17 protein-coding genes are annotated in these 25,406 nt (G+C 42.9%); 15 read left to right on the forward strand and 2 right to left on the reverse strand.

The annotated features are described in order from the left end of the window. The first annotated feature begins 74 nt into the window (after positions 1–74). From ACCI49_RS02520 to ACCI49_RS02585, 14 genes are all read left to right on the forward strand, one after another. On the forward strand, positions 75–2,690 hold the full coding sequence (locus ACCI49_RS02520) for an HzsA-related protein (RefSeq protein ID WP_371837399.1): 2,616 nt from the start codon (positions 75–77) through the stop codon (positions 2,688–2,690). 3 nt (positions 2,691–2,693) lie between these two features. Further along, the gene (locus ACCI49_RS02525) at positions 2,694–3,590 is read left to right on the forward strand and encodes an SH3 domain-containing protein (protein WP_371837400.1); all 897 of its coding nucleotides are present in this window, start codon (positions 2,694–2,696) and stop codon (positions 3,588–3,590) included. Then, positions 3,560–4,213 carry an outer membrane beta-barrel domain-containing protein gene (locus ACCI49_RS02530; RefSeq protein ID WP_371837401.1) on the forward strand — a complete coding sequence of 218 codons (654 nt, stop codon included), beginning with the start codon at positions 3,560–3,562 and terminating at the stop codon, positions 4,211–4,213. Before ACCI49_RS02525 ends, ACCI49_RS02530 begins: the two co-directional genes overlap by 31 nt. Positions 4,214–4,251: 38 nt before the next feature. Then, positions 4,252–4,728 (forward strand): TlpA disulfide reductase family protein, encoded by a 477-nt coding sequence (locus ACCI49_RS02535; RefSeq protein ID WP_371837402.1) that lies wholly within the window; start codon positions 4,252–4,254, stop codon positions 4,726–4,728. 4 nt (positions 4,729–4,732) lie between these two features. Beyond that, positions 4,733–4,948 carry a DUF4266 domain-containing protein gene (locus tag ACCI49_RS02540; RefSeq protein ID WP_371837403.1) on the forward strand — a complete coding sequence of 72 codons (216 nt, stop codon included), beginning with the start codon at positions 4,733–4,735 and terminating at the stop codon, positions 4,946–4,948. After that, positions 4,935–6,095 carry a DUF3570 domain-containing protein gene (locus ACCI49_RS02545; RefSeq protein WP_371837404.1) on the forward strand — a complete coding sequence of 387 codons (1,161 nt, stop codon included), beginning with the start codon at positions 4,935–4,937 and terminating at the stop codon, positions 6,093–6,095. The genes ACCI49_RS02540 and ACCI49_RS02545 overlap by 14 nt, the downstream gene beginning before the upstream one ends. Positions 6,096–6,917: 822 nt before the next feature. Then, the gene (locus tag ACCI49_RS02550; RefSeq protein ID WP_371837405.1) at positions 6,918–7,538 is read left to right on the forward strand and encodes a hypothetical protein; all 621 of its coding nucleotides are present in this window, start codon (positions 6,918–6,920) and stop codon (positions 7,536–7,538) included. Between the two features lie 45 nt (positions 7,539–7,583). Continuing rightward, positions 7,584–13,418 carry a hypothetical protein gene (locus ACCI49_RS02555; protein ID WP_371837406.1) on the forward strand — a complete coding sequence of 1,945 codons (5,835 nt, stop codon included), beginning with the start codon at positions 7,584–7,586 and terminating at the stop codon, positions 13,416–13,418. An 82-nt stretch (positions 13,419–13,500) separates the two neighbouring features. Next, entirely contained in the window at positions 13,501–13,848 is a 348-nt protein-coding gene (locus ACCI49_RS02560) for a hypothetical protein (RefSeq protein WP_371837407.1), read from the forward strand. A 22-nt stretch (positions 13,849–13,870) separates the two neighbouring features. After that, complete coding sequence (locus ACCI49_RS02565; protein ID WP_371837408.1) at positions 13,871–14,845, forward strand: RHS repeat-associated core domain-containing protein; 975 nt, start codon at positions 13,871–13,873, stop codon at positions 14,843–14,845. A 10-nt stretch (positions 14,846–14,855) separates the two neighbouring features. Further along, positions 14,856–15,311 (forward strand): hypothetical protein, encoded by a 456-nt coding sequence (locus tag ACCI49_RS02570; protein WP_371837409.1) that lies wholly within the window; start codon positions 14,856–14,858, stop codon positions 15,309–15,311. Positions 15,312–15,627: 316 nt separating this feature from the next. Continuing rightward, positions 15,628–16,251: a GDSL-type esterase/lipase family protein gene (locus ACCI49_RS02575; protein WP_371837410.1), complete on the forward strand. Its 624-nt coding sequence runs from the start codon at positions 15,628–15,630 to the stop codon at positions 16,249–16,251. A gap of 1,195 nt (positions 16,252–17,446) precedes the next feature. Beyond that, entirely contained in the window at positions 17,447–18,331 is an 885-nt protein-coding gene (locus tag ACCI49_RS02580; RefSeq protein ID WP_371837411.1) for an alpha/beta fold hydrolase, read from the forward strand. A 420-nt stretch (positions 18,332–18,751) separates the two neighbouring features. Then, a complete protein-coding gene (locus tag ACCI49_RS02585; RefSeq protein ID WP_371837412.1) occupies positions 18,752–20,623 on the forward strand; it encodes a VCBS domain-containing protein in 1,872 nt (623 codons plus the stop codon). Between the two features lie 515 nt (positions 20,624–21,138). Here ACCI49_RS02585 and ACCI49_RS02590 read toward each other — a convergent pair. Next, a complete protein-coding gene (locus ACCI49_RS02590; RefSeq protein ID WP_371837413.1) occupies positions 21,139–21,909 on the reverse strand; it encodes a DUF2884 family protein in 771 nt (256 codons plus the stop codon). Positions 21,910–22,115: 206 nt separating this feature from the next. Between ACCI49_RS02590 and ACCI49_RS02595 the strand changes: the two genes are divergently transcribed. Next, a complete protein-coding gene (locus ACCI49_RS02595; protein ID WP_371837414.1) occupies positions 22,116–24,509 on the forward strand; it encodes a zinc-dependent metalloprotease in 2,394 nt (797 codons plus the stop codon). An 80-nt stretch (positions 24,510–24,589) separates the two neighbouring features. Here ACCI49_RS02595 and ACCI49_RS02600 read toward each other — a convergent pair whose 3' ends face one another. Beyond that, a complete protein-coding gene (locus tag ACCI49_RS02600; protein ID WP_371837415.1) occupies positions 24,590–25,405 on the reverse strand; it encodes a transglutaminase domain-containing protein in 816 nt (271 codons plus the stop codon). Position 25,406: the final 1 nt, after the last annotated feature.

The raw sequence follows: 25,406 nt of genomic DNA on the forward strand, positions 1-25,406 counted from the left end.
CACCAAAAAAATTGTATGGCCTTCAGCAAAATAACCGGTGTATTGCTGGTGCCAATGCTCTGTGGACAAAAATAATGAAATCTTTGCGTGCAGTGCCACTTTTGCTGCTGGTGGCCGCCTGTAGTGGTGGTGGCGGAAAATCCAGCGGTGGAGAACAGGCGGAAGACCCCGTGGTAGTGGATTATCCCATTGCCTTTGTACGTCGCCAGCTCAATAAAGATGATGAGGGTGTTCTGGAACAGGATAGTGTTTTCCAACCCCAGGATTTTTTCCCCGGTGCTGAGTTGGTAATAAAGGACCGTGCTACAGCAAGTGCGAAAGAGACAGTTATTACCGCGGATATTTTTACCGGGGACTATGACGTCAAGGATCTGAATACCTCTGCTGATGGTCAGCGCTTAATATTCGCGATGCGCGCACCGGAACTGGAAAATGTTGATGATGATGAACAGCCAACCTGGAATATCTGGCTGTATGACCTTGAAACTGAAGAGCTGAAAAGAGTCATAGAGCCTGACCTCATCGCAGAAGAAGGGCAGGATGTGGCTCCGGCATTTTTGCCGGATGGGCGCATTATATTTTCCTCGAGCCGTCAGCGCCGCGCGCGCGCTTTGTTATTGGATGACAACAAACCGCAGTTTTCCGCCTTGACGGATAACCAGGATGATCCCGCTTTTGTTCTGCATGTGATGGAAGCGGATGGCAGCGATATTCGCCAAATTTCCTTTAACCAGAGCCACGACCTCTACCCGACAGTCCTGAATAATGGCCGTGTGTTATTCAACCGCTGGGATAATGCAGCCGGTGTTGACAGGCAGAGTCTCTATACCATCAAGCCCGACGGCAGTGACCTGGCCTTTCATTACGGTTATCACAGCCAGGAAACCGGAACCGATAACTCCAACGCAGCTTTTTCCAGGCCGCGGGAAATGCCCGATGGTCGCCTTCTCGTTAACCTGCGTTCCCCCTCCGGAATCAGCTATGGTGGCGATTTAGTGGCAATCGATGGGATAAATTATAGCGAAGCTTACAGTGAACCCGGCGGAGAGGGTGAGTTGGTAGGACAGGCTTCGATATCTTTTGCTGAAGTCACCACGAATGGCACGCTTTCCCCACACGGTACATTTGCGGCTGCCTGGCCTTTCTACGATGGCACTAGTCGTATGCTGGTTTCCTGGAGTGAGTGTCGAATAGTGGAAGAGGAAACAGAATTATTACGGCCCTGCCCGGAGGAGCTCCCCGAAGAGGGGGACCTGGTATTGGCCGATCCTCTATACGGGCTATGGATTTACGACTATGTGGCGGGAACTCAATTGCCCATAGTGGTTGCCGAAGAAGGGGAAATGATTTCTGAAGGAGTAACCCTGGAGCCCCGCACCGAGCCTGCTTATATTCCCGACCCAATAGCGGGCGTGGATGTGGACGGTGACTTAGTGCAGGAATCCGTGGGTATTCTGGATATCCGCAGTGTGTACGATTTCGATGGAGAGGATATTGTTGGAATTGATACGCTCGCTGACCCAGCATTAACCAGTGCGGAAGAGCGCCCTGCGCGTTTCCTGCGTGTTGTCAAAGCCGTGGCAATTCCCGATGACGACGTGCTCGATTTTGATGGCTCCGCTTTTGGCCGCAATCGTCGCCAAGGCATGCGTGAAATTCTGGGTTATACACCTATTCAGCCGGATGGTTCTGTAAGGGTCAAGATTCCCGCAGATATCCCGGTAGCAATTTCGGTTGTGGATGCCGAAGGCAAGCGTATTTTTGAGCAGCACAATAACTGGCTGCAGTTGCGCCCGGGTGAAGTACGCAGCTGTAATGGTTGTCATTCCAGCGAGAGTGAAATAGTTCATGGCCGCACCGATATGCAGCTGGCGTCCGCCTGGAGCGGCGCGCCCACCTCTGCCGTCCCTTTTGCCAATACTGAGCCAGCACTGCAGGCGGAAATGGGCGAAACCATGGCGCAATTATTGGCGCGGATAGTGGGTGAAGCCGGATTGAGCGGAGATATCCTTTTTACTGATTTTTGGACTGATCCCGCGGTGAGAGCCAAAGATGCCAATATTTCCCTGGCTTATGCTGACTTACTTACCAGTTCCCCTACAACCTTAACTTGCTTGGATAACTGGAAAAGCGACTGTCGAAGCGTTATCCACTACGAACAGCATATCCAACCGGTCTGGGAACTCTCGCGTCAGGTCGTGGATGATGCCGGCACCGTCATCAGTGATAACACCTGCACTGCCTGTCATTCCCCTGTGGATGCCGCCGGAGTGACGCGCGTACCCGCTGCACAATTGGATCTGAGTGCCAGTGCATCTCCAGTGAATGATGCCTGGCTCACCTCCTATGCTGAATTACTCGTAGATAGCCCGGTACTGGATCTGGTTGAGGGAGTATTAACTCCCCGACTGCGTCAGGAGACGGATAACCAGGGCAATCCCGTATTTGAAACCGATGAAGATGGAAACTTGATACTCGATGCTAATGGTGACCCTATACCGGTAATGGTTATTGTATCCACTTCTGCAATTTTGGCTGAATCGGCATTAGACAGTGCCTTTTTCCCAGTATTTTCCAATGGCGGCGCACATGCGGGATATTTGCAGCCGGCCGAATTGCGCCTGCTTGCCGAGTGGCTGGATATCGGTGCCCAGTATTATAACGACCCTTTTGCAGCACCGGCTGACTGATCCATGTTGAAGTTACATAGATATTCATTGAGTTGCCTGCTGACGAGTGCGGTCCTGTTCTCTTGTGTCGCTATTGCCCAGGAAAGCGCAACTGTTAGTGCGGCAGACAGTGAAAAAACAGCGATAGAAACATCCGTACTGGAAACACCTGAGGCGCCTTCGGCAGAGCCGCAATCCGCAGAGCAAATAACCTCAAAATTCAAAGAAGAAGAGAGAGCGGTTCCTACGGATGCGGAATTGGTCACGGTGGGTAACGCGTTTATCAATATTTATCGCGGCCCAGGACGTGGTTATCCGATTTTTCATGTGGCGGAATATGGGGAAAAAATCTGGTTGTTGAAACGACGCACCGACTGGGTGAAAGTGCTGGCTCCGCGGAACAAAACCGGCTGGGTTAGAGTGGAAGACCTGCAGGAAATTTACGGCGAAGCTGGTGAGTTGGTGCGCGTTCCCCTACCTGACTTCAGGGATGTGGATGCGGGATACTTTTATCTGGGCTTTTCCTACGGTGATTTTGCCGGGGCGAATTCCATGGGAGCCACACTCGCCTACCAATTTACTGCTAACTTGTCCGCGGAACTTCGTGCTACCCAAGCGGTGGGGGAGTTTTCTGATAGCCAGATTTACCAGATGGCGTTAGTGCACCAGCCATTTCCACACTGGCGCTTGTCCCCATATTTTCTGCTCGGTGCAGGACTGAATATCACCGCTCCCAACGCCACTATTATTGCCACAGAAGACCGTCAGGATACCGTTATGCTTGCGGGTCTGGGCCTTAAAACCTATTTATCGCGCCGCTTTGCAATTAAAGCGGAGTACGCCAATCATTACCTGCTTACCTCGCGGGAAAACAACCAGGAGATAGTCGAGTGGAAACTTGGTTTCGACGTATATCTGTAGGCACTGCAACCCTGTCTGCCCTGTTTAGTGCACAGGCTTGTGTTGCCCAACAGGGTGAAGATGTTATCGCCGATATTGTCGCTCCTGACCTTGAACGTCGTGAGGTGCGCGATGCACTGATCGACAGTGAAAATATAGAGATGGGCGTTTTTGCCGGGGTGATTAATGTAGAGGATTTCGGCTCCAATGCACTCTATGGCACCTCCATTTCTTACCATATTACTGAAGATCTATTTATGGAGGGCACCTATGCCCAAACTGAGCTTGGCGAGTCCAGTTTCGAGCGCTTGAGTGGCGCCGCTCCCCTACTGACCGAAGAGCAACGGGATCTGAGCTATTACAACTTTTCCCTGGCTTGGAATATTTTTCAGGGCGAGTACTTTATTTCAGATGACTGGGCGTTTAATACCGACTTCTACCTGATCAGCGGAGCTGGAAATACGTCTTTTGCCGATGAGGAGCACTTTACCTACAACTTTGGCGCAGGGGTGCGTTTGCTGGCAAACGATTGGCTGGCATTGCGTTTTGATGTGCGCGATCACGTATTCGAACATGAGCTATTTGGGGAGGCACAAACCACCCATAATTTGTCCACCCAACTGGGCTTGACAGTCTTCTTCTGATTATGACTTCAGAATAAATTACCATAAGGATTTTCGATATGTTACGAATTGCTGCCATATTTGTACTGCTGGTGTCCTCAATAAATATTAGTGCTGCAGAGCGCTCTAAAGACTTTACCCTGGCATCCAATCAAGGTGCGAATCTGCGCTTGGCAGAGCAACGTGGTGAGGTGATTATGTTGAACTTCTGGGCTTCCTGGTGCGGTCCCTGTCGCCAGGAAATGCCTTTACTGGATCAACTGCACGAGCGATATTCCGCTGCAGGATTCCAAGTTTGGGGGGTTAATGTGGATGCCCACCGTTCCGATGCGGAAAAACTCCTGGGAAAAATTCCAGTGAACTTTCCAATCCTATTCGACAGCAGCAGTGATGTGAGCAAGATGTACGGAATCGAAGCCATGCCGAGTACGGTATTTATCGATCGCGATGGCAATGTCCGTCATATCCATAAGGGGTATCGCGATGGCGACGAGGCTGCCTACAAGAAAATCATCAAGGAATTGATTCGGGAGTAATACCATGCGCTACTTGTTGCCGCTGATCGCGGTATCGTTGTTTAGTGGCTGCACAGTAATGCCCTGGGTGGCACCTTATGAACGCCAGTATCTTGCGGACCCCATTATGGGGTTTGAGCGAGATCCAGTGGCGGCTAGCTATATGAATCATGTCTATGAAGCCAGGGAGGCGGCCAGGGGGGCTGAAGGTGGCAGTGGAGGTGGATGTGGTTGCAACTAAGTTCATGCGTTATTGGCTGACAGCAGGACTGCTTGTTTCCGCTTATTCCTCTGCTGCTGTGCTGCCTGAGGAACGAGCCGATAATATGTATCATGTTTATAGTGGTGGTGGTGTGACCATTGATGGCCCCTCCATACTAATACGTAAAAATATCGGCAGTAACACTTCTTTCTCCGCAAATTATTATGTCGATATGATCTCCGGAGCCTCCATTGATGTGGAAGCGACGGCGAGTGAGTATTCCGAGCAGCGTGATCAGTATTCTCTCGGTGCAGATTACCTGGTAGATAAAACAACAATTAGTGTTGGTTATACCAATAGTTCAGAAAATGATTATGAGGCGGAAACTGTTGCCTTTGGTATCAGCCAGGGATTTTTTGGTGATCTGAGTACCATTGACCTGCGTGTCAGTTACGGCAGTGATGATGTATTTCGAAGTGGTGATGAAAATTTTTCTGATGAAGCACAACACCGCCGTTATGCACTCAGCTGGAACCAGATCCTTACTCAAAAGTTGATTGCTGAGCTGAGTGTGGAGACTGTTACTGATGAAGGATTTCTTAACAACCCCTATCGCAGTGTACGTTACCTAGACCCGGCATCGGGCTCTGGGTTTGCCTATCAGGCGGAAGTCTATCCAAGAACACGCAATAGTGATGCGGTGGCTATTCGGGGCAAATACCGGCTACCTTATCGCGCGTCGGTAAAGGCTGAGTACCGACGCTACGCAGATAGTTGGGGCATAACTGCGGATAATGTGGAATTCCGCTATACCCACCCGCTGGAAGAGCGGGATGAATGGATTTTAGAAGGCAAGATACGTTATTACCAGCAAACCAGCGCCGACTTTTACAGTGACTTATTTCCCTACCTGAATGCCTCCAATTTTCGCGCGCGGGATAAAGAAATGAGTAATTTCACCACCCTCGCCTTTGGTTTGGGTGTTTCTTATGAGTTACCACAGCGTTGGTCCCTGCTTAATCGTAAGAACACAATCAATTTATATTGGGATCATATCTTATTCGACTACAAAGATTTTCTTGATGTCACCGTGCATGGAGAAGGAACTTCAATTACTCCAGGTGAAGAGCCCGCATATAATTTCTCCGCGAATGTTTTTCGACTATTTTGGACGGTGAGTATCTGATAGAAAATTGTTAAATGCATTAAATTCTTATTGAGAAAAATGTAAACAACATTGATTGGAATGTGAATATTTAATTGATCTACAAAAATTGAGTCTGGAGCGAGCCAGGCAACCAGCGGCTTATTTTGCCGCTGGATTTCCTATGCGATTCTAGCCTATTGGTTAGCCCCTGTTTTTTCGGCTTTTACCTATCGGCGGATGAAATTTATTATCTTTAGACTCGAATTTCCGGCATGTGATATTCTGCTAGGCACGAACACAAATATGTCGCAAGTGCCCGACCAGTCTATGCCGGATTCTTCCAAGAAGATTGACTGCTACTCTCAATCAACTCGCTCACCTTTAAACTGGTGTTAGTCGAGAGTAGCAACCGCGCAGCTTTCCAGCATTGTCTTTTCCCATCCTAATATTTGCTCCAGATCGCAGATACCCACTGTCCTACTAGCGACAAAAGTTGGGCGTATAATTTATGTTAGGGGTGTAATCGAATTAAATAGTTCGCGGTTAAAATATCCTAACTTTCATGTCAACCTGTTTTACTGTCCATTTTTCAATAATGAAACTCTTCACTCTATTTATAACACTGCACATTGAATTATTACCGCATAATTTTCTAAGGATATTTTGACATATTCCCCTTTGGTTTGCGAAAACATCGATTAATGGGATCTTTAAGGGTTAAATTTAAGGTAAACACAATCTTTGGAGGTGTCCTTAATATATAATAGTTTTGAATTGTGACTCCGTTCTCATGCAAGCACAATACTAATAAATATAAATTAGATATCATTTGTAAAGGTATTTATATCTTGGTGTCAAAATATGCTCAAAATTATTATTACGATTCTGTCTTGTGTAACTTTTTATTCTGGTTCTATACGTGCCGAAGACTCCAATAAATCAGGAATGGATGTTTTGTTCACTCGAAGTGGAGAGGAGATTTCTGGAAGTTTTCTAATGGGGAATTCTGACTATATAGTAATGCGGCTAGATAAGGGAGAAACCCAGATACCCATTTCAACAGTTGAGAGAGTCGTTTTCTCTTCAAGACCTGATGTAAAAAGAGAACGAGATTTTACCCTGGCTGAACCTAAGGAATTGCAATTAACCATTGCAAGAGCAAGTAAAAACCCTAGAAATAATATTATATCTATGAGTGGTTATTTAAATAATAAAGTTGAGCTTAATAACCTTACGTTGATTCCAGGAGATAAACTAGATTTTCACGGAAGTGGTGATGGGGAAAGGTTTGAAGTTACATTACTGACAAATCAATCTAAACGAATCCGGACAAATAATTTATTTGTTTCAAACATAAATAAAATTGGCGAAGTAAATAAGCCCTTTAATGATTCTAAAGTAGGAAATATAGAAGAGGTTTCAGAAAATGGAAAAGTTAAATACAAAGCAGGGTATAAGATTTCTGCAAAGTTAACGAATTAATATTCAATATCTTGTTTTCGGGTACTTAGCGAAGAGGGTTAGGTTTTGATTTTATTTGCGTATTATAAAAATAGGCTTAGATCAGCCGTAGTATTGTGTTCTGTTGTTTTTTCTCTTTTATGCTTGAATTCTACAGCTTCAGATTTTTTAGGGCAAAACTATACGATAGATTTCGATCCGGACAACTCAAGAAATTTTGATTTAGGGGAAGGTTACACTGTTGATCTAATGAGTAGAAAAGTTAGTTTCTATTCAGAGGATTTAAAGGTAGAGGGTAATGCTAAAAAACTACCCATTGTTATTTCTAGAGTACTTGAAGTAAACAGGAGGGCTCCCGGCCTTAAACTTCCCTTTACCTTGGGCAATTGGGATCTTGAAGTACCAAGAATCACAGCAAACCGAGGTCTAAAAAGGTCGGATGGGACAAAATTTTCCATTGGAGATGGTCCGGAAGTATGGAGCAGTGGCTATTGTAATAATCCGGTTTTTACCCAGGGTACAGGTGATGCAAAAGTTGATTTATATTTTTGGAATGGATTATCTTTGGATATCCCCCAAAAAGGGACACAAGAACTTCTGTTTGCCATGCAGGACCAGGCAGGTGAAGCTCAAGTCGTATATCCGAATATCAATGTCATAGATGGCATAAAGGGTGCGGCTACTTACAGATCGACTTTAAATTGGAAAGCAGACTGCTTGGATTTACCTCAAGGAAATAGAAGTGGATTCACAGTTAGCTCACCTGAGGGATTAAAATATACTTTTGACAAATTTGCTGCGCCAAAGTCCAAAGTAAATGAGTTAAATAACTGGAATGATACTTTAGGACTAGCCATTTATGCTTCAAAGATAGAGGACCCTTATGGTAACTATTTAAACTATGAATATGAAAAGGGACCAAACGGAAATCTATATGTTAGCAGCATAATATCTAATGATGGAAGAAAGGTAACTTTCGAATATAAAGAAGTCGATTTAAGTGAGCATGTGTGGTGGACACCTGTAAACAAAGTTAAATATTTAGATAAAGTTCATCAATATGGTAACAGTGGTACCCAGATAGTAAAAACGATAAGTTATGAATATTCAAATGAACCAATTATGCCAATGTATCGTGATCGATATGATTGGTATGATTACGATGCTGGGGAATATAAAGTATTAGATTTAACTGGTAAATTTAATGATGGTACTTATTCATATTCATATAATTATTACCCTGCCAAAGGGGTTTTGAGTAAAGTAATATTCAACGACGGCGAGCATGTTGAATATAAATATAGAGACTTCGCTAAAACTGCAGAGAAAATTTGGAGAACAGATCCCAATCAGGGCTATGATGAAGAGAATGCAGGGACCGAGTTTATGTTCGTCACTTGTGATGAGCAATTCCAAATTGATGCTGGCTGGGTAAATATTCCTTATTACTGCTCTCCAGATTACTCAACTATACCGGCAATGCTGGAACAGATTAGGAGATCAAGAACTGATAATCATAATTATTTTTTCTATGAACCAAAAGCACTGGATGAGATAATAAACACAAGAGTTAGTGCTGGGTCGTCTCCATATTATTGGGCTATCAAAAGTCTTGGTGGTTTCAATAATGAAGATGAGTATATAGATTATTACAAGTTCTCAACGACTATAAATTCTTCTGATGATAAAGAGATACCAACTACAATAACAACTAGAGTTGAATTCCCTGACGATAACAGGGTTGAAGATCATACTTTCTGGACAAGCCAAGTAACCAGTTCCACAAAAGCTCGTTTTAAAAATTATTTTGGAGGCTTCTTAAAAGACTATAAGGTCTACACCAAACAAAACGAAAGTTTAAATGAACTTGAAAGTGTATCCTTAGACTGGCTGATTGGAAATCAGATAGGAGATAATTCGAGTAAGTGCTGGATCGAAGAATGTGACAAGCCAAATGTTTGGCAGATCTTTTTGCAAAAGAAAACCGCACACTTGGATGGATATGAATTTGTCACTGAGTATTCTCAATATGATGATTTTGGTTATCCGAAAAAAGTTAAAAGTATTTCGCAAAGCTTAGGGGGAGAAAATCTTTGGGAGAATGAATTTAGTTATGTTTATAGTCATCTGCAAAATCAATGGATAATTGGACTCTTAGAAGAAACAAGAACTCCATCCGGAAAATTGATTACAGGCAATACATATTACAATAATGGCTCAATAAAAAGTAAATTAGAAAGAGGCGCCATTGATTATTTTGAATATCATGCAGATGGGACTTTAAAAAATGAATATTGGCTAGATGATCATGGTACGAAACATAACCACTCTTACACTAATTATGTAAGAGGAATTGCTCAAGAAGAAACCTTCCCAAATAGTGCGACAATTAATAGGACGGTTAATGATTATGGATTAATTTCTGAAGAAAATGATGCAAAAAGTTACACTCACAGATATCGATATGATTCTATAGGAAGGCTGATTTTTACCGAAAGGCCTGAATTTTCGGATTTAACATATGATCTTAGCAAAAGCGGTCTTAATAGAGATGTAGTAACACGTCCCTTCTATTTAAAAGAGGTTAATAAGACACCAAAAGGAAGTGTGATATCGGAGATAGAGAGAATTGGGTTAGGTAACTCTGACAGGGACAATATAATAAAATCCCATGAATATGATGCCATGGGGCGACCTTCATTCATATCTAATCCTTATTATAACAGTCAAAAAAAGACCGGCCAAGAAATTGAGTATGATGCGCTAGGCAGAGTAGTTAAAACCAAGGAAAGAGATCATAGTTACTACTCAACGTATTGTTATGGAGTTCAGTGCAACACAGGTAGGGAAGGTAAGCCTAAAGTAAAATTTGGTATTTTAGTCACAGATGAAGATGGATATGAAACTATTTATAATTACAGGTCAGCAAATGGATATGATGATAAAGTAGTATCAGAAATAATTAGAGAAATTTCTAAATCGCCTGCTGAATATCAAACTATCAATATTGAATATAATGAGATCAATCAAAAAACAAAAATAACTTCTGGTTCGTTTTACCGTGAATACATATACAATGATTTTTTCCAACTTGAGAAAGAAATTAACCCTGAATTTTCAAATATTGAATATAAGTACAATAACGGTGGCTTAGTATCACAGAAAAAAATAGGAACTGAGCACATAGATTTTTCTTATAATGGGTTAAAAAAGGTCACCTCAGCAATATACTCAGATGGTAAAACTCCATCGAAAATAATATCTTACGATGCAGCGGGTAATATTGAAAATATAACTTTTGGTGAAATTAAAAAAAGTTATGTATATAACTCTTTAAATCAAGCTACAAAGCAAACAACAACAATAGAAGGTCAAGAATTTATTACTGAATTTTCATATTCGGATGATGGATTCTTGAATAGGATCAAATATCCGTCAGGAAATAGTGTCTATTACTACCCTGATGAATTAGGGCGCCGGACAAGAGTTAAGCATACTCGCTCATCAAAAGATCTAGCATCAGATATACAGTATCACCCAAACAACAAGGTTGAATCCTTTACCTACGGAAACGGTATTAATTATAAGTTATCCTATAATTCAAGGTCTCTGCCATTAAACCTGACAATGGAAGCTAGTGAAGATTATTTTGTCGACCAAAGCTTTACTTATGATGGTAGGAAGAATTTTATTGAGATTATTAACAACATAAATTCAGGGTTTTCCAAAAACATAACTGTTGATGGTTTATCTAGACTTAAATCAGCATCCGGAATATGGGGTAATGTAAATTTTAAATATGACACAAGTGGAAATTTGCTTGAGAAAACAGTAGGTAATAGTACTGTTAAATTTAATTACAACCAAAACAATCAACTTTCCTCACTCTCTGACGGCAGCAGTTTTAGCTACGATGACAAAGGAAATATGACATCGGCTTACGATCAAATTAGGGATTTTAATTTAGAAAATCAATTAATAAGAAATCAAAGCAAGGAATTAGGTGTCGATTATAAATATGATGGTGATGGCTTGCGTGTCCTTACAAACCATGAGCGTGATGGATTAAATCATACGATATATAACCCTAATGGAGATATTTTATTTACTATAGGGGATACCATATATGATGATAGCACTGAATTCGTACATCTAGGCGATCAAGTAATCGCGCGTATTTTATGTAAAACCACCGATACTGATTATGATGGCGATTCAATTCCCGGGTGTATAGAAAGGCGCTGGGGAGGAGATGATTCAAATCCATATGATGTAAATTCAGATCCCGATAATGATGGAATAAAAACACGTGATGAATTTATAAATAGAACTTCTCCAATTTCTAATATCGATAATGATCAAGACGGGCTCCCCGATGATTGGGAAATAGCCTATGGATTTGATACCAATAATCCAAATGATGCTCTAAATGATGCTGATGGCGATGGGCTATCAAATTTAGAGGAGTATCAAAATGGTTGGGACCCACGAGTTGCGGGTGGAGCTTCTGATTATTCTTATGCATGGACTACGTTGATTACTGGAAGTGGATTAAAAGTAATTGGTGATATTGAAGCTGATTCAGATGGAAATCTCTATGTTTTAGGTAGTAGTCAAGATATCCTCGTTAAAGATTCTAAAGGCAGTATTGAATCTAAGTCATCCTCATCCAGATATGAAATATTCGTTATAAAAATTAACACTTCAGGTGAAATAGAGTGGATACAGAGAGTACCCAAGACTTATTATGATGATTATGCATCAGGCATAGCTTTAGCTGAAGATGGAAATCTTTATGTCTTTGCTGATGTGAGCGTTCAGTCTTCTATAAGAGACTTGGCACTTTTTAAATTTAATCCTAATACAGGAAAGTTGTTAAACAAACATATCTTTGGTGGAGATTATGAACAATTTTCATCTGCAATGTTTATCAGAAATTCATCAATATATATTGCCGGTCAATTTGATGAAAGTATCACTTTTGATGAAAGTACCAATGTCATAGGGTCCAATAGTGGTCGTAGCGGATTCATTGCCAAGTATGACTTGAACTTTAATCTAGAATGGCAAAATGTGATTTATACAGAAGACGATGTCTCTATATCAGAGATTGAAGTTGACAACGCTGGAAATATATATGTGGCTGGAGGATATTATTCTGATGTCGAGTTTGACAAAAGAAACACATATTCTGGAAAAAGTTATTTCATAACAGAGCCGTTTAATGGTGTAGTTGCCATAGAAAATGGCTACATCGCAAAATATCTACCAAATGGGGATGTTTCGTGGGTACATAACTTCCCTGCCGGACGTGGATCGATAATCAAAACAATAGATATTGATATTAATGACCAATTAACACTAGGTGGACAATTTAACCAAAATGGTTTTACTGGCCTTGGGGTTGAATTTGGAAGCTTTATGGCACTTAAGTCTGAAGGTGCAACGGATAGTTTTATTTTAAAATTATCTCTTGACGGAAATTATTTAAACCACTTCCAATTTGGAGGCTCTTACGAACAATATATACAAAGTCTTGATACGAGTGTGTTCTCTAAGTTAGCTATTGGAGGCTCATTTGAAGGGCAAGTAGATTTTGACTCTGGTGTAGGAGTAGATTTCGAAAAAAGCGTAGATTATCGACTTGGTGATCCAAGCCTGGATGCATTTTTAACAGTGTCAAATTCCCCCGATCTAGAGTGGAGATTTTCCATGGGCGGGATCGGTACTGATGAAGTTAAAAAAATCAAGTTTAGTGAAAATGGCGACCTTTATAGCCTGGGTTCTTATTATTATACTGTGGATGTAAACCCTACCTCCGAAGTAAATAATCAAACCTCATCGGGATTCGCAGATATATTTATTACGAAACATGCTATTAGGAGTGGCATGCAGCAATAATCTGAAAGTTATTGTTCGGCATTTAATTTTTATTAGTGCCGAACAATTGTTATTAGAATTCCACTGAAGTTGATTTGTTCAAATGAAAAAAACTCTTTTTCAAGTTTTTTATCTTGTTATTTCTTTCTTTTTCGCCTGTGCTGCTATGGCAGAAGACTCATTAAATATATCAGGGGAAGTAATAAAGCGAATTAAAATATATAAGTTTGGCGCAGATTCCTCTCCAGAGGAATTTATTGTGTATCTAAACAGTCCTCAAAACAATCAACTGGGTTGCTCTAGGGAAAAGATTTTATTTAAAGGGGATTATGTTGTTGAAAATTATCGAGCTCTTACGTTAGCACATCGTTCCAATAGAGAGATTAAAATATTTCTACAGAACCCAGGTGATTCTGAGAAATGTTTTGTGATATCTCGTGTTAAATTTTAATGATTAATAAGAGAAAAAATAAATGAAAGATATTAATATGAGAGTAAAATTAATACTTCATATCCTAACCGCATTATTGTATATAATGACTTCTAAAGGCCATTCTGAAGAAATTATATATCTGCATAATGATATTTTAGGAAACACCATATCGTCTACAGATACTTCGAGGAATGTTCTTTGGCTAGAAGAGTTCTATCCCTATGGTAAAAAATTAAACTTAGAGGGTGAACAAGATGAGGCATGGTACTCAGGCTATCAATATGATTCCGATTTCGATTTATCATATGTAAATGCCCGGTATTATGATTCAAATATTGGACGTTTTCTTTCTGTTGATCCTGTTCGTTTTGTAGAAGATAATTCTGCAAGTTTTAATAAATATGCCTATGCAAATAATAACCCTTATAAATTCAACGATAAGACCGGAGAATACGCCGATCTTATTATTGAGGCAGCTAGTTTAGGTATTGGTGTTTATAGCCTAGATCAAAATATACAACAAGGGAATTATGGTGCTGCAGCATTAGATGCTGTTGGGCTTGTTGCAGATGGTATTTTAGCTGTTGTACCCGGTGTGCCAGGAGCTGTGGGACTATCAATTCAAGCTTCGAGAAAAACAGCTGGTGCAGCTGGCGAGAGTATAATTAAATCTGGAGATACTACAGTTTATCAAGCTACTGATCCTGAAACAGGGGAGGTAATTTATGTCGGGATTACAAAGAATATTCCACAGAGGGCAGCTACTCATCGCCGTGAAAAAGGAATTTCCATAGAGCCTATAATAGGGCTTGAAAATATAGATAGAGCTCAGGCCAGAGGAGTTGAGCAGGTCTTGATTGAGTTATTTGGAATGGCAAATAAAAATGAGGGTCCTTTATTAAATAAAATCAATAGTATTTCCAAAGATAACTCTAAATATAATGATGCTGTGGCGACAGGCCGTGATATTTTGAAAGAGATCGGTTATCCTGGGGATACACCGAATAGACGGTAATAGGTGAATTATGGCACGCAGATTAAAAATTGGAGATCTTATTGAGATCCCCACTCAAAAAGGGCTATCTTATGCTCACTATACGCACAAAGATAAGGTTTGTGGGCAGCTGATTTTTGTATATAAAGGTTTTTATCATAAACGGCCAAATAATTTAAAAGAAATTTTAACTAAAGAAGTCCAGTTTTATACTTTTTTTCCTCTTACTTCCGCCGTTAATCATGGTGATATGACATTTGTGGAGAATATTCCTTTAGTTGAACATGAGGTCAAATTCCCACTATTTCGGACTGGAATGGCTGATCCAAAAACTAAAAAAATTGAGGATTGGTGGATTTGGGATGGTAAAAATTCAGTAAGAGTTGGTACTCTAGATAATGATCAAAAAAAGCTACCTCCAAGGGGGGTATGGAATGATACGCTGTTAATTAAACGAATTGAAGATCAGTGGTCTCCCGACCAATAAGTCAGCATATTTATGATTAATAGAGTACGGAAGACTTATATAATTCAAGTCTTCCGTACTCCATTTTAAAATAGCACAGTATTCAAAAAAGTAGACATAACAGTTATGTATATATGCTTTTGCTATATATGCGTAAAAATATATTAGAGCATTGCCCTGGTATTTCCCCTTACAATAAATTTGGCTTTTTGATTCTTAACATTATGATGCTGACTATAGAAGCGTTGTTGCTATATTCATAATAATAAGTACTTCATTAATAAAAGAGATGGTTGAAGATATAGCTAAGAGTTTTAATTGTAAATAAGTATTTTTTATGACTAAAAGAGTGCCAAGAAAAGTGGTTTTTATCGGCTCCAGTTCTATCTATGGGAAAGATGATACGGAATTAGGTGGTTTTGTTCAAAGATTTCGGTTTCGCTTTGAGGCATTAGATCCCAAAAATTTAGTCTATTCTTTGGGGGTATTTGGAGAGAATGTAGCTTCTCTCGCCGTTAGACTTTCCTATGAACTTCCCCCAAGAAGGCCCCACTTGATAGGAGTATATCCTGGTTACAATGATATTTGTCGTATAGGGGGTCCAAAAGCACGGAGTGCAGTGACACTGGATCTCTTTCGTCAGGCTATGCAGCAGTTGTTGCAAGCTTCCAAGATGATTGCCCCTACTTTTGTAATGACGGGCATCCCCTTTGATGAATTACGGACTACTCCACTACAAAATAGTAATATCTATTTTTTTCGGTCTGACGCCGCACTTTATGCAGAAATTATAAGGGAGGTGGCTGTCACTGAAACGATTCCGATACTGGATTTTGATATTTTATGGCGAAAACAGGAACTGGTTAAATTTCTTTCAGAAGATGGTCTTCACGCAAATGCCGAAGGGCATCAACTACTTTACGAGCAAACCTGGGATTTTGTCTCTAAAAACTTCTTTTAGTGATTAATTTTTTACCTGTCTTATCTAAGTAGTGTGCTTTTCGAGTGAAAATAATTTTATATTTAATAGGGGCTCCTGCGATTAGTATTCTGTTAATCTAAAAATGTTTATGGGCATGATATAAGGACTGTATGGATATTATTCCCAAAACGCGGGAAGTGGTTACTCGGATGTACTGCTGGGTCAGAAAGAATACACTGCACTCGAGACGCGCTGTGAATATACCCTTGTAAGCTCGTAATCGGCATTCATTCCTCATACGGTCTATTCTTTCCTTTCCGCTTTTTAGTCTATTAATGGCACCCTTGATCATGGGCAGCGGTCTTTCCAACAAAACCATATTTGGTCATTGGGATTGAGAAGGCGGATTCCTGGTCGGTGGACAGCCACAAGAGGCTGAATGCGCCATATGATTGCAATATATTAATTTACTGTGATACCCAGACCATGCACAAGGTTATGACAACTCCGGTTCCTATCTACATGCGGGTGTCGAAGCAGCAGCCCAAAATATGGTATCGATATTTTTCCACCTCGTTCTTGTGGTGGCGGTTTGAGCTGTTATTAGGAAATTGGTACTGATAGATTAGCAGGCTTGGTTCACCGATGCCTTATCTATGTCCAACATTTCGAAAAAGTCCTTGCAGAGTTGGGATACGAGATACTTAATGAAGTAGCTCTGAACCAAGTAGCTACGATTGGCCGTGCCAAGTAAGAGGTTATAGGCGCAGTGTAAAGCACCTTCGGGATTGACTGAGCTCTTCTACAACGGCCGGACTCTGTTGTAATGCGCAGTCTATTCTTATTTAGGAAGTCTATAGGTATGTTCAGATGGGTGATCATCCTCGGGCTTAGGAAATCACCTTCGAATTAGTACGACAGGGAGAACTGGATGTCGTCTCGCTGGGAGCTGTGGCAGCGATCCCGAGTTTTATCAGTTAACTTGGCTAAGGTGTATGTGGTTCCTTGGATATAGCCGCTTTTGATTTATAGTAACGGGAGAAATATTTGTAGATTTTTTGATGTATCTTTATCTAGCAGCTGTTTCTCTCAGTTTAAAGGGCACAGTAATTAAGCCTGGAATCCGAGACAATGGGGTTGGTCAAGATCCATTATAGGGCAGGGAGGCCCAGTCGAGATTATGACATTTTGGCTTATTCTGATACTTTTTCTGGTTTTGATCTGGTCCTTGTGGATGGCTTTTTTCAGCCCTAGCTTGAGCCGCAAGGATCTATCTAAATATTCATTTAACCAGTTGTCCTTTGACAATGGACTCTCAGTAAATTACCGGGAACTCGGCCCTGGAGGACGCCTGACGCTTCTATGTTTCCATGGTGGCGGTGACTCCTTGAGTGCCTGGGATGCCTGGGCCGAAGTTCTCTCTAAGAACTATCACCTGATATTGGTCGATTTGCCAGGACATGGATTGACAGATCCGCTACCAGGTAAAACATACACTCCTAAGTATTTTGCAGATTTTATTGCACAATTTATCCAGGAAATGCAGCTGGATAACTTCGCCATTGTCGGTCATTCATTCGGAGGTAATGGTGTCTTGCACTATTTGACTAAACATCCAGATACGCCAAAAGCAGCAATTCTAGTGTCTCCCGGCGGCTATAAATGCGGCAAGGGACTAGAAATGGCGCCTGGACTAGCAAAATTTGTTATCAGTTATTGGGGTAGACGACTAGTTTCTCACTTGGGGAGCCGTGGAATTCTGCGCAAAATGTTACGGAGCAACTTCTTCTACGATCCATATGCTTTGCCAGAAAAAATGGTTGAACGTATCTACCTGCTTTCACGCTATGAGAAGAATCGTGGTACTGCGATTAACCTGGTGGCAAATGCGACTACAAATTTCCAGCCGCTTAGCGGGTTGGAGAAAATCAAGATTCCAGTGCTTTTTATTTGGGGAGTTGAAGATAAAATTATTCCTGTAGATGTTGGTCGATATTTTGTAGACAATGTGCCCGGTGCCAAGATAATTATTTATAAAAAAGTAGGGCATATGCCACATGTGGAAAATGCTGAAGCCAGTGCGCAGGATGCATATGATTTTCTCAACAAGCTGGAGTGAGCTCCTATTAAAATGGAATCGACTGAAAAAATTTGACGGAGACTTTCATTAATCCATGTTTGATCATAATACGAGATCTGCTCATTTAGTGTGCAAGAGAAGACTCTAGCTTTCAGTATATGGCTTACCTTTTCCTAATTAGTACCAATGCCGGAAAGCTTGCTGAAAGTTGGCTTAGCATAGATGGTAATTAGAAAGATATATGTATTTGTTGATCTAATTTGAATGCAATCCTTATTGATCGATGATCTATTCAGAATTCTTTATATGGTGATCACTTTCTATTGTTTGCCAATTGGAAACAGTAGGTAATCTATATTGAAACAATAATGCCTAACCTATTTCACAGAATAGGGAATAATCATTAATATAATCCGCCGGTAGTTTTTACCAAGCACAATTAGATTTATCGAGACTGATATGAGTGAGCTATTTAAGCTTTTTACAGCTATTTCATTTTCCGTATTACTGGCTGCCTGTGGAGGCGGTGGAGGCGGCTCTGATAGTGAGAAAGATAATAATTCTGGAATCATTGATAATAATAGTGGTGACACCTCCGATCCTACTCCCGATCCCGATCCCGATCCCGATCCCGATCCCGATCCCGATCCCGATCCCGATCCCGATCCCGATCCCGATCCCGATCCCGATCCCGATTCTACTCCTGATCTCATTAGTGGCGGTGAAGGTAGCGTTAGCGAGGATAGTCAGACCTCTACCTCTGGCAAGTTGATTGACAGTGTTGACGCGGAGCAAACCTTTGAAAAGCTAAATGAGTGGGGGAAATACGGCTTGCTTGATGTTACTGCTGATGGTACCTGGAGCTATACGCTAGATAATGGCCTGGTTGACCCCTTAAGTGCTAATGAATTGGCAATTGATGAATTTATAGTTGGTGTTGGAACTGGTGATGACATCACCTTAATTACTATTCAGGTGACAGGTGCTGATGATGCTTACACCTTTAGTCCCGAATCACCTCTTGCTACTTTGCTCGTGGGGAGCAGCGAAGAAGCCAAGGGTACCCTGACAATAATAGATGTCGATGGCAATACCCCAGGATTTGTTGAGAGTAGCATTGCTGGGAATTACGGTGATTTTAGGATAACCAGTGCAGGTGACTGGGAATATACCCTTAATGACAAAGCACATAGTCTGAATACTGGGGATACGGTCTCAGATACCATCATAATCTCATTAACTGATGGAGCGGAACAATCCGTTGCTTTCTCTGTTGTTACTGTCGATCCTAATGGCAATGGATCCTTTGAGCTCTCACTGGAACAAAAGCGCTTAATGCTGGATACCCACAACGAGTATCGCCAAAGGTGTGCTATGGGACAAGCTGGAGAAGGTAACGGTCCAGAGAGCTCCGGTAATATGCAGACGCTTTTCTGGGATGACGCCTTGGCCAAGATGGCAAAGGAGAGGGCTTCAGCGTGTTATTTTGGACATTTCAATGAAGCTGAGGGGATCCGGCAATCTTTCGATAAAGTTAAAAATGAAGTATCTTTTGTGCTGCCGGCTGGCAATATTGAAATTGGAGAAAATATTTCAATCTATATTTTCGATCCGCCAGCATCGCAATATAGTGCTGAAACATGGGCTGGCTCAGTTAAATCCTGGTATGCTGAAAATAATTCCTACGATTGGGATATGAAATTCTGTCATGACGAAACATGCGGACATTGGGCACAGGTGTGCCATGGAGAAACCCGCTATGTAGGCTGTGCAGTAGCGGAATGCGATAGAGTCGTCGGCTCCAATAATCCAGCCTATAACGATGGCGCACACGTACTGGTATGTAATTATTTTCCTTCATTGAATAAAGGTGACATTCCCTTCACCGATGGATATGGATTTAAAACCTGTAGAACCTGTCTTAATTATGACCTTCCTTTCTGTGTGGACAATATGTGTACCGGAGGAATAGCCAAAAACTGGAATGCTTCTGGTAAGAAAAACAAAACTATTGATCAATGTACCGATGGATTAGGTAGGGATATAGTACCCTGCAGTTTTGGTAACCATCCCCCGCCCGCTCAAGTTACAGGTTTTAAATATACGGTGTCTGATCGGCAGGTAAATTTATTTTGGAATGAAACCATCAAAAATGGTGGTGTGCTTCATTATAAAATTTTTCGCGATGAAGAGTTCCTAGCTAAAATTCGCCAATTGTCCTATATCGACTCTAAAGTGGAGCAAGGTAGTAGTTACCAATATAAAATTATTGCTGTGGACCATTCTGGAGAAGAGGGTGAGGCTGCTTATTTGGATGCAAATATAAATTAATGTTAACTATAAGTTTAAATTTATCTTTAGGTTCTTTAACCTGAAGAAGAAGCTAAAAAACTAGGTGTTGACCTGAGAGCGAGGAGGAAGCCAATAAGTGGTGGAGACCAAGCTCTAAATTAACAGCTACTCTTGAGATTTACTACTGGTTCAAAAGGAAAGAATACGCTGCTCTCGAGACGCGCTGTGAATAGATCCCTGTAATCTCGTAATCGGCATCCATGCTTCATATGGTTCCGAGCGCAGTGTATTCTTTCCTTCCTCATTTTTAATATATGTGTGAAAAATTTTTCTTGACAATTTACCATAAAATTGCACTTTTATTAATTTTATCGCCCTGCAGCTCCATTATTCGGTAGAGGTAGGCACCAAAATAGTAGTTTTTAGAGGTACCCTGAAATATAATAGCAAGTTACTTGTCTCTAGTAAAAGTTCAGTTTTCCTTTCAAAAGCCAACAGGTAGAAATTGGAGCAGATAAAAAAGGCCGCAAAGCGGCCAAGTTTTGGGGGGAGAACTATTTGATTTCGACCAAGTCGTAGGATCCGAGTGCGGGGATTTCCTTGTGTATCTTAATTTCCAGTTTTTCGATGCTTTCCAGAGAGCTGCATAATTTTTGCGCAGTGTATTCTATTGCACTTGCACGCTGCTCCAGCAACTGCTCAACTTCTTCTGTCACTTGTTCCTCAATACTTTGGCCACCAGTAAATACTGCTTTTAAGGCATGCCAGGCAATGGTTCCTGCAGATTGCTTGGCGAGGCGTTCTATACGGGGCTCAAATTCTGCAGAAATGGTCTCATCCACATAATCACCAATCTCAGAATTTCCGAGTTGGTAAATTTCACCCTCGCGATTGAGGCGATCCTCGGTACGTTGCAATAGTTCTGCGGAAAATTGCTTTAATTCATGTGTATCCGGATGGTCTGGCCCCGCCAGGGTAGTAATGGCGAGCGACAATCCATCCATGGCAATATCTACTGCTTCCAGGGTGATTAATAAAGTATCGCGTCCAGCACTATGAAGTTGCTTGCGATACTCTTGCATTAGCTGCATTTGTTGTGGTCCTAGGACTATCGGCTTCCCTTCGACCAGCAGTTGGTCTGGCAAACCGAAGTAAACCAGCTGTTTGTCATCGCTTTCTGGCTTTACTTCGAAAAAATTGGGTCCGACACTCACCGAGTAGTCCAGTGATGCGTTGCAGTTATCAGTGTTGATCTCGATACCATCGTGAGCTATGGCGCTTGTCCCAAGACCGACCAGCATTGAGATTGCGAGTGGCTTCCACATACCATTTGCCTTTGTTATTTAGCCTTTCTCCTTTGACGCGGCGTGTGTCTTGATTAGATGCAGCCAGTTGAAAATAAATCTGAACGATATTTGTGCAGGATTGGGGGCATCTTGCAATGGAATTAGATGCTAATCTTGGTCGCAGTCCAGGTGCTTGGTTGGCGCCGCAGAGGCATATAAAAATTTCTATAAAATGGGGGCAACTGATGTCGTTAATTACACATTTAGTGGTGCTGTGCCTTGCGCTATTTGGCGCAGTAGTACAGGCCAAGGACATCGCCGACTATACCGCAGATATGCGCAAGTATGACGGCTATCACAACTTCTATTGGGATCAAGAGCGCGGCCGAGTGCTGCTGCAAGTGGAGGAGTTTGAGCGTGAGTTCCTGCTTCTTACTGGCTTGGCTCAGGGGCTGGGTTCCAACCCGGTGGGCCTGGACCGCAACCAGATCGGTGATAGCCGACTGGTGAAGTTTCAGCGGACGGGAAACAAGGTTCTGTTGCACCAGCTGAATGCCCGCTATCGAGCCGAGTCCGATAACCTCGCTGAGCGTCGCGCAGTGGAAGAGGCGTTCGCCTCCTCGATACTCTGGGGATTTGAGGTTGTGGCACAGGATGCCAAGGGAGTTCTGGTTGACTTTACCCCCTTCCTACTCAGTGATCAGCACGGCATAGTTGGGCGTCTGAAGCACGCGGAGCAGGGTAACTATTCTGTGGACAAGTCCAAGTCTGCAGTTTATCTGCCGCGCACAAAGAACTTCCCCAAAAATAGCGAATTCGAAGTACAACTGACCCTTAGTGGGACCAAGCCGGGTAAATATCTACGCGAAGTGGTACCAACTCCAACCCTGGTCTCCCTGCGCCAGCATATTTCCCTGATAGAGCTGCCGGATAATAACTACCAGCCGCGCCGCTTCCACAGTCGCAGTGGTTATTTTCCCTTTACTTACCGCGATTACGCGAGCGCAATCGACCAGCCTTTGGATCAGCGCTTTATTTATCGTCACCGCCTGGAAAAGAAGCCTGGCAGTGACGAAGTCATTGAACCTATTGTTTACTATGTGGATTCTGGTGTTCCTGAACCCGTCCGAAGTGCTTTGGTTGAGGGTGCCAGCTGGTGGAACCAAGCTTTCATCGCCGCGGGCTATAAGAATGCCTTCCGCGTGGAAATTCTGCCGGAAGATGTGGACCCGCTGGATGTGCGTTACAACGTGATTAACTGGGTACATCGCTCCACCCGAGGCTGGTCTTATGGCTATTCGGTTTATGATCCTCGCACCGGTGAAATCCTGAAAGGCAACGTTACTCTGGGTTCCCTGCGTGTGCGCCAGGATTTCCTGATCGCCCAGGGGTTGCTACAACCCCATGCTGACGACTCCGTAGATTCTGAGGCGCTGAAGGCAATGGCATTGGCCCGTATCCGTCAGCTGTCCGCGCACGAGGTGGGCCACACTCTAGGGTTGGCACATAATTTTGCTGCAAGCACTGAGGGGCGTGCCTCGGTGATGGACTACCCAGCACCACTGGTCTCCCTGTTGAGTGCTGGTCTGGATCTGTCCGGTGCCTATGCTACCGGTATCGGGGCTTGGGATAAGTTGGCCATCCGCTATGGTTACGGCAATGGTGGCGATGAGCAGGGGCATCTTGATGCAGTTATTCGCGAGGCTGAGAAGCAAAATTTACGTTTTATTTCCGACCCAGATTCCCGCGTAATCAATAACGCCCATGCAGTTTCCCACCTGTGGGATAATGGTGTGGATCCGTTAGCGGAATTTACTCGGATGTTGGAGTTGCGACGCCACGCACTGGAAAATTTTTCCAGCGCGGCTGGTCCCAAATCCGCGCCCCGTTCCGACCTGGAGGAGATACTGGTACCGGTATATTATGGGCATCGCTACCAGGCAGAAGCCGTGGGCAAACTGATTGGCGGTTTGGATTACGATTATCTGTATAACGGCACAGAGCAAAACAGTTATACTTTGGTACCGGCAGAGCGCCAGCAGCAGGCCATGGATTCGCTGCTGAGCACACTCTCTCCAGATTTCTTGGCATTGCCAGAGCATATCCTACAGTTGATCCCACCCAAGTCCTACGGTTATGAGCGCACTATAGAGAGCTTTCCTTCCTATACTGGTGTTGCTTTCGATGCGGTGGCTCTCAGTGAAGCGGCTGCGGGACATACCCTGTCTATACTGATGCACCCGCAACGAGCTGCCCGAATGAACCAGCAGAGTGCACGCAGTAGTGAAATTCCTGGATTTGACCAGTTACTGCTACAGCTCACTGCTATGGCTTTGGATAGCGAACGGTATTCTGGGCTGCAGGCAGTTATCCACCAGCGGGTCAATCATGTTTATATTCAGCATCTAATGTTGCTCGCCAACAACAAAAAAGCGGCTGAATCTGTACGCGCTAAAGCACAAATAGAGTTGGCGAAGTTCCAACAGGCACTGGGCCAGAAGAAACTATTTGGGGACGACCTCCAGGGATACAGCGCCCACTACTATTTCCAGGCAAAACGGATAGAGGCATTTATGCGCGGTGAGTTGGAGGTGAAAGCGGAAGATATCAAGTCAATGCCACCGGGTTCACCCATTTAAGCTTCCTTATAACCTTGGCCAAGGTTAGAGGAATGGCTCACCCGGTAGAGGAACACCGGGTGAAATGCCCTGTTAACCAATCAACTGCGTACAAATTGGGATTTCTTGATCCAGTGATTACCGCGGTATTTTCGGGTGGGCGCGGAGCTTTTTTTCGCCCAGAAGAAGTGACGGTTGAATTGAAATTCCACTTCATAGCCTTCAGCCAGGGCAGCCAATGGCATTGCCTGCCAGCTGGTCTGACGCCGCTTGCTGGTTGCCTCCAGAAGGTACTCCTGGTTTTCCACTATGGCCACTACCCAGGCGTGGCCTTGGCCATTGTGGGTGCCCAGCGCCACACGTGCATCCACGCCCAGTTCAATCAGCCAGTCAGCTAGTAAAATGGCATGGTCTTCGCAATCACCACGCTTTTGGTAGTAGGCTTGGCGAGAAGTTTGCCAGATATCAGACAAGCCTGCGTACTGTAGGTGGTCGTACTGGTATTCCTTATTCATAGCCAGTGTATATAGGGGTACCCACAATTGCTTGGTCTTGAAGGGTTTGAACCCTACTAGATAGCTGTTGGCAAAGTGGTGCTCTTGGTCTAGTCCCCTTGCGGATGCGGTTACGGCCTTAAGTCCCTGCCAGTTCCATATGGAAACATGAGCGCTTTCCTCTAGTGTACGCCTGGCAACTACTTTCTGGATTGTCTCTTCCGGCAATGGGTGGGTAGTGCCAGTTACCCTTACGATCCCATATTGGCGATCTTCATTGGGGGTATTGGTTGTGCCATAGGCCCGATTAGTAGAGCTTGGGGTAGGAGTGTCACTTGAAGATGTTAGCAGGGTATTGCACAAAATCTCCGGCATAATTAATAGCACAGAGAGAATAAGCAGCGGAGCAATGCATTTACGCACG

Source organism: Microbulbifer epialgicus (assembly GCF_041447265.1).
In the GTDB taxonomy this organism is placed as follows: Bacteria; Pseudomonadota; Gammaproteobacteria; order Pseudomonadales; family Cellvibrionaceae; genus Microbulbifer; species Microbulbifer epialgicus.

Coding starts and splice junctions, on each gene's coding strand:
- ACCI49_RS02520 (WP_371837399.1), top strand. CDS start 75: ATGAAATCTTTGCGTGCAGTGCCACTTTTGCTGCTGGTGGCCGCCTGT.
- ACCI49_RS02535 (WP_371837402.1), top strand. CDS start 4,252: ATGTTACGAATTGCTGCCATATTTGTACTGCTGGTGTCCTCAATAAAT.
- ACCI49_RS02585 (WP_371837412.1), top strand. CDS start 18,752: ATGAGTGAGCTATTTAAGCTTTTTACAGCTATTTCATTTTCCGTATTA.
- ACCI49_RS02595 (WP_371837414.1), top strand. CDS start 22,116: ATGTCGTTAATTACACATTTAGTGGTGCTGTGCCTTGCGCTATTTGGC.
- ACCI49_RS02525 (WP_371837400.1), top strand. CDS start 2,694: ATGTTGAAGTTACATAGATATTCATTGAGTTGCCTGCTGACGAGTGCG.
- ACCI49_RS02550 (WP_371837405.1), top strand. CDS start 6,918: ATGCTCAAAATTATTATTACGATTCTGTCTTGTGTAACTTTTTATTCT.
- ACCI49_RS02590 (WP_371837413.1), bottom strand. CDS start 21,909: ATGTGGAAGCCACTCGCAATCTCAATGCTGGTCGGTCTTGGGACAAGC.
- ACCI49_RS02540 (WP_371837403.1), top strand. CDS start 4,733: ATGCGCTACTTGTTGCCGCTGATCGCGGTATCGTTGTTTAGTGGCTGC.
- ACCI49_RS02570 (WP_371837409.1), top strand. CDS start 14,856: ATGGCACGCAGATTAAAAATTGGAGATCTTATTGAGATCCCCACTCAA.
- ACCI49_RS02575 (WP_371837410.1), top strand. CDS start 15,628: ATGACTAAAAGAGTGCCAAGAAAAGTGGTTTTTATCGGCTCCAGTTCT.
- ACCI49_RS02565 (WP_371837408.1), top strand. CDS start 13,871: ATGAAAGATATTAATATGAGAGTAAAATTAATACTTCATATCCTAACC.
- ACCI49_RS02580 (WP_371837411.1), top strand. CDS start 17,447: ATGGCTTTTTTCAGCCCTAGCTTGAGCCGCAAGGATCTATCTAAATAT.
- ACCI49_RS02560 (WP_371837407.1), top strand. CDS start 13,501: ATGAAAAAAACTCTTTTTCAAGTTTTTTATCTTGTTATTTCTTTCTTT.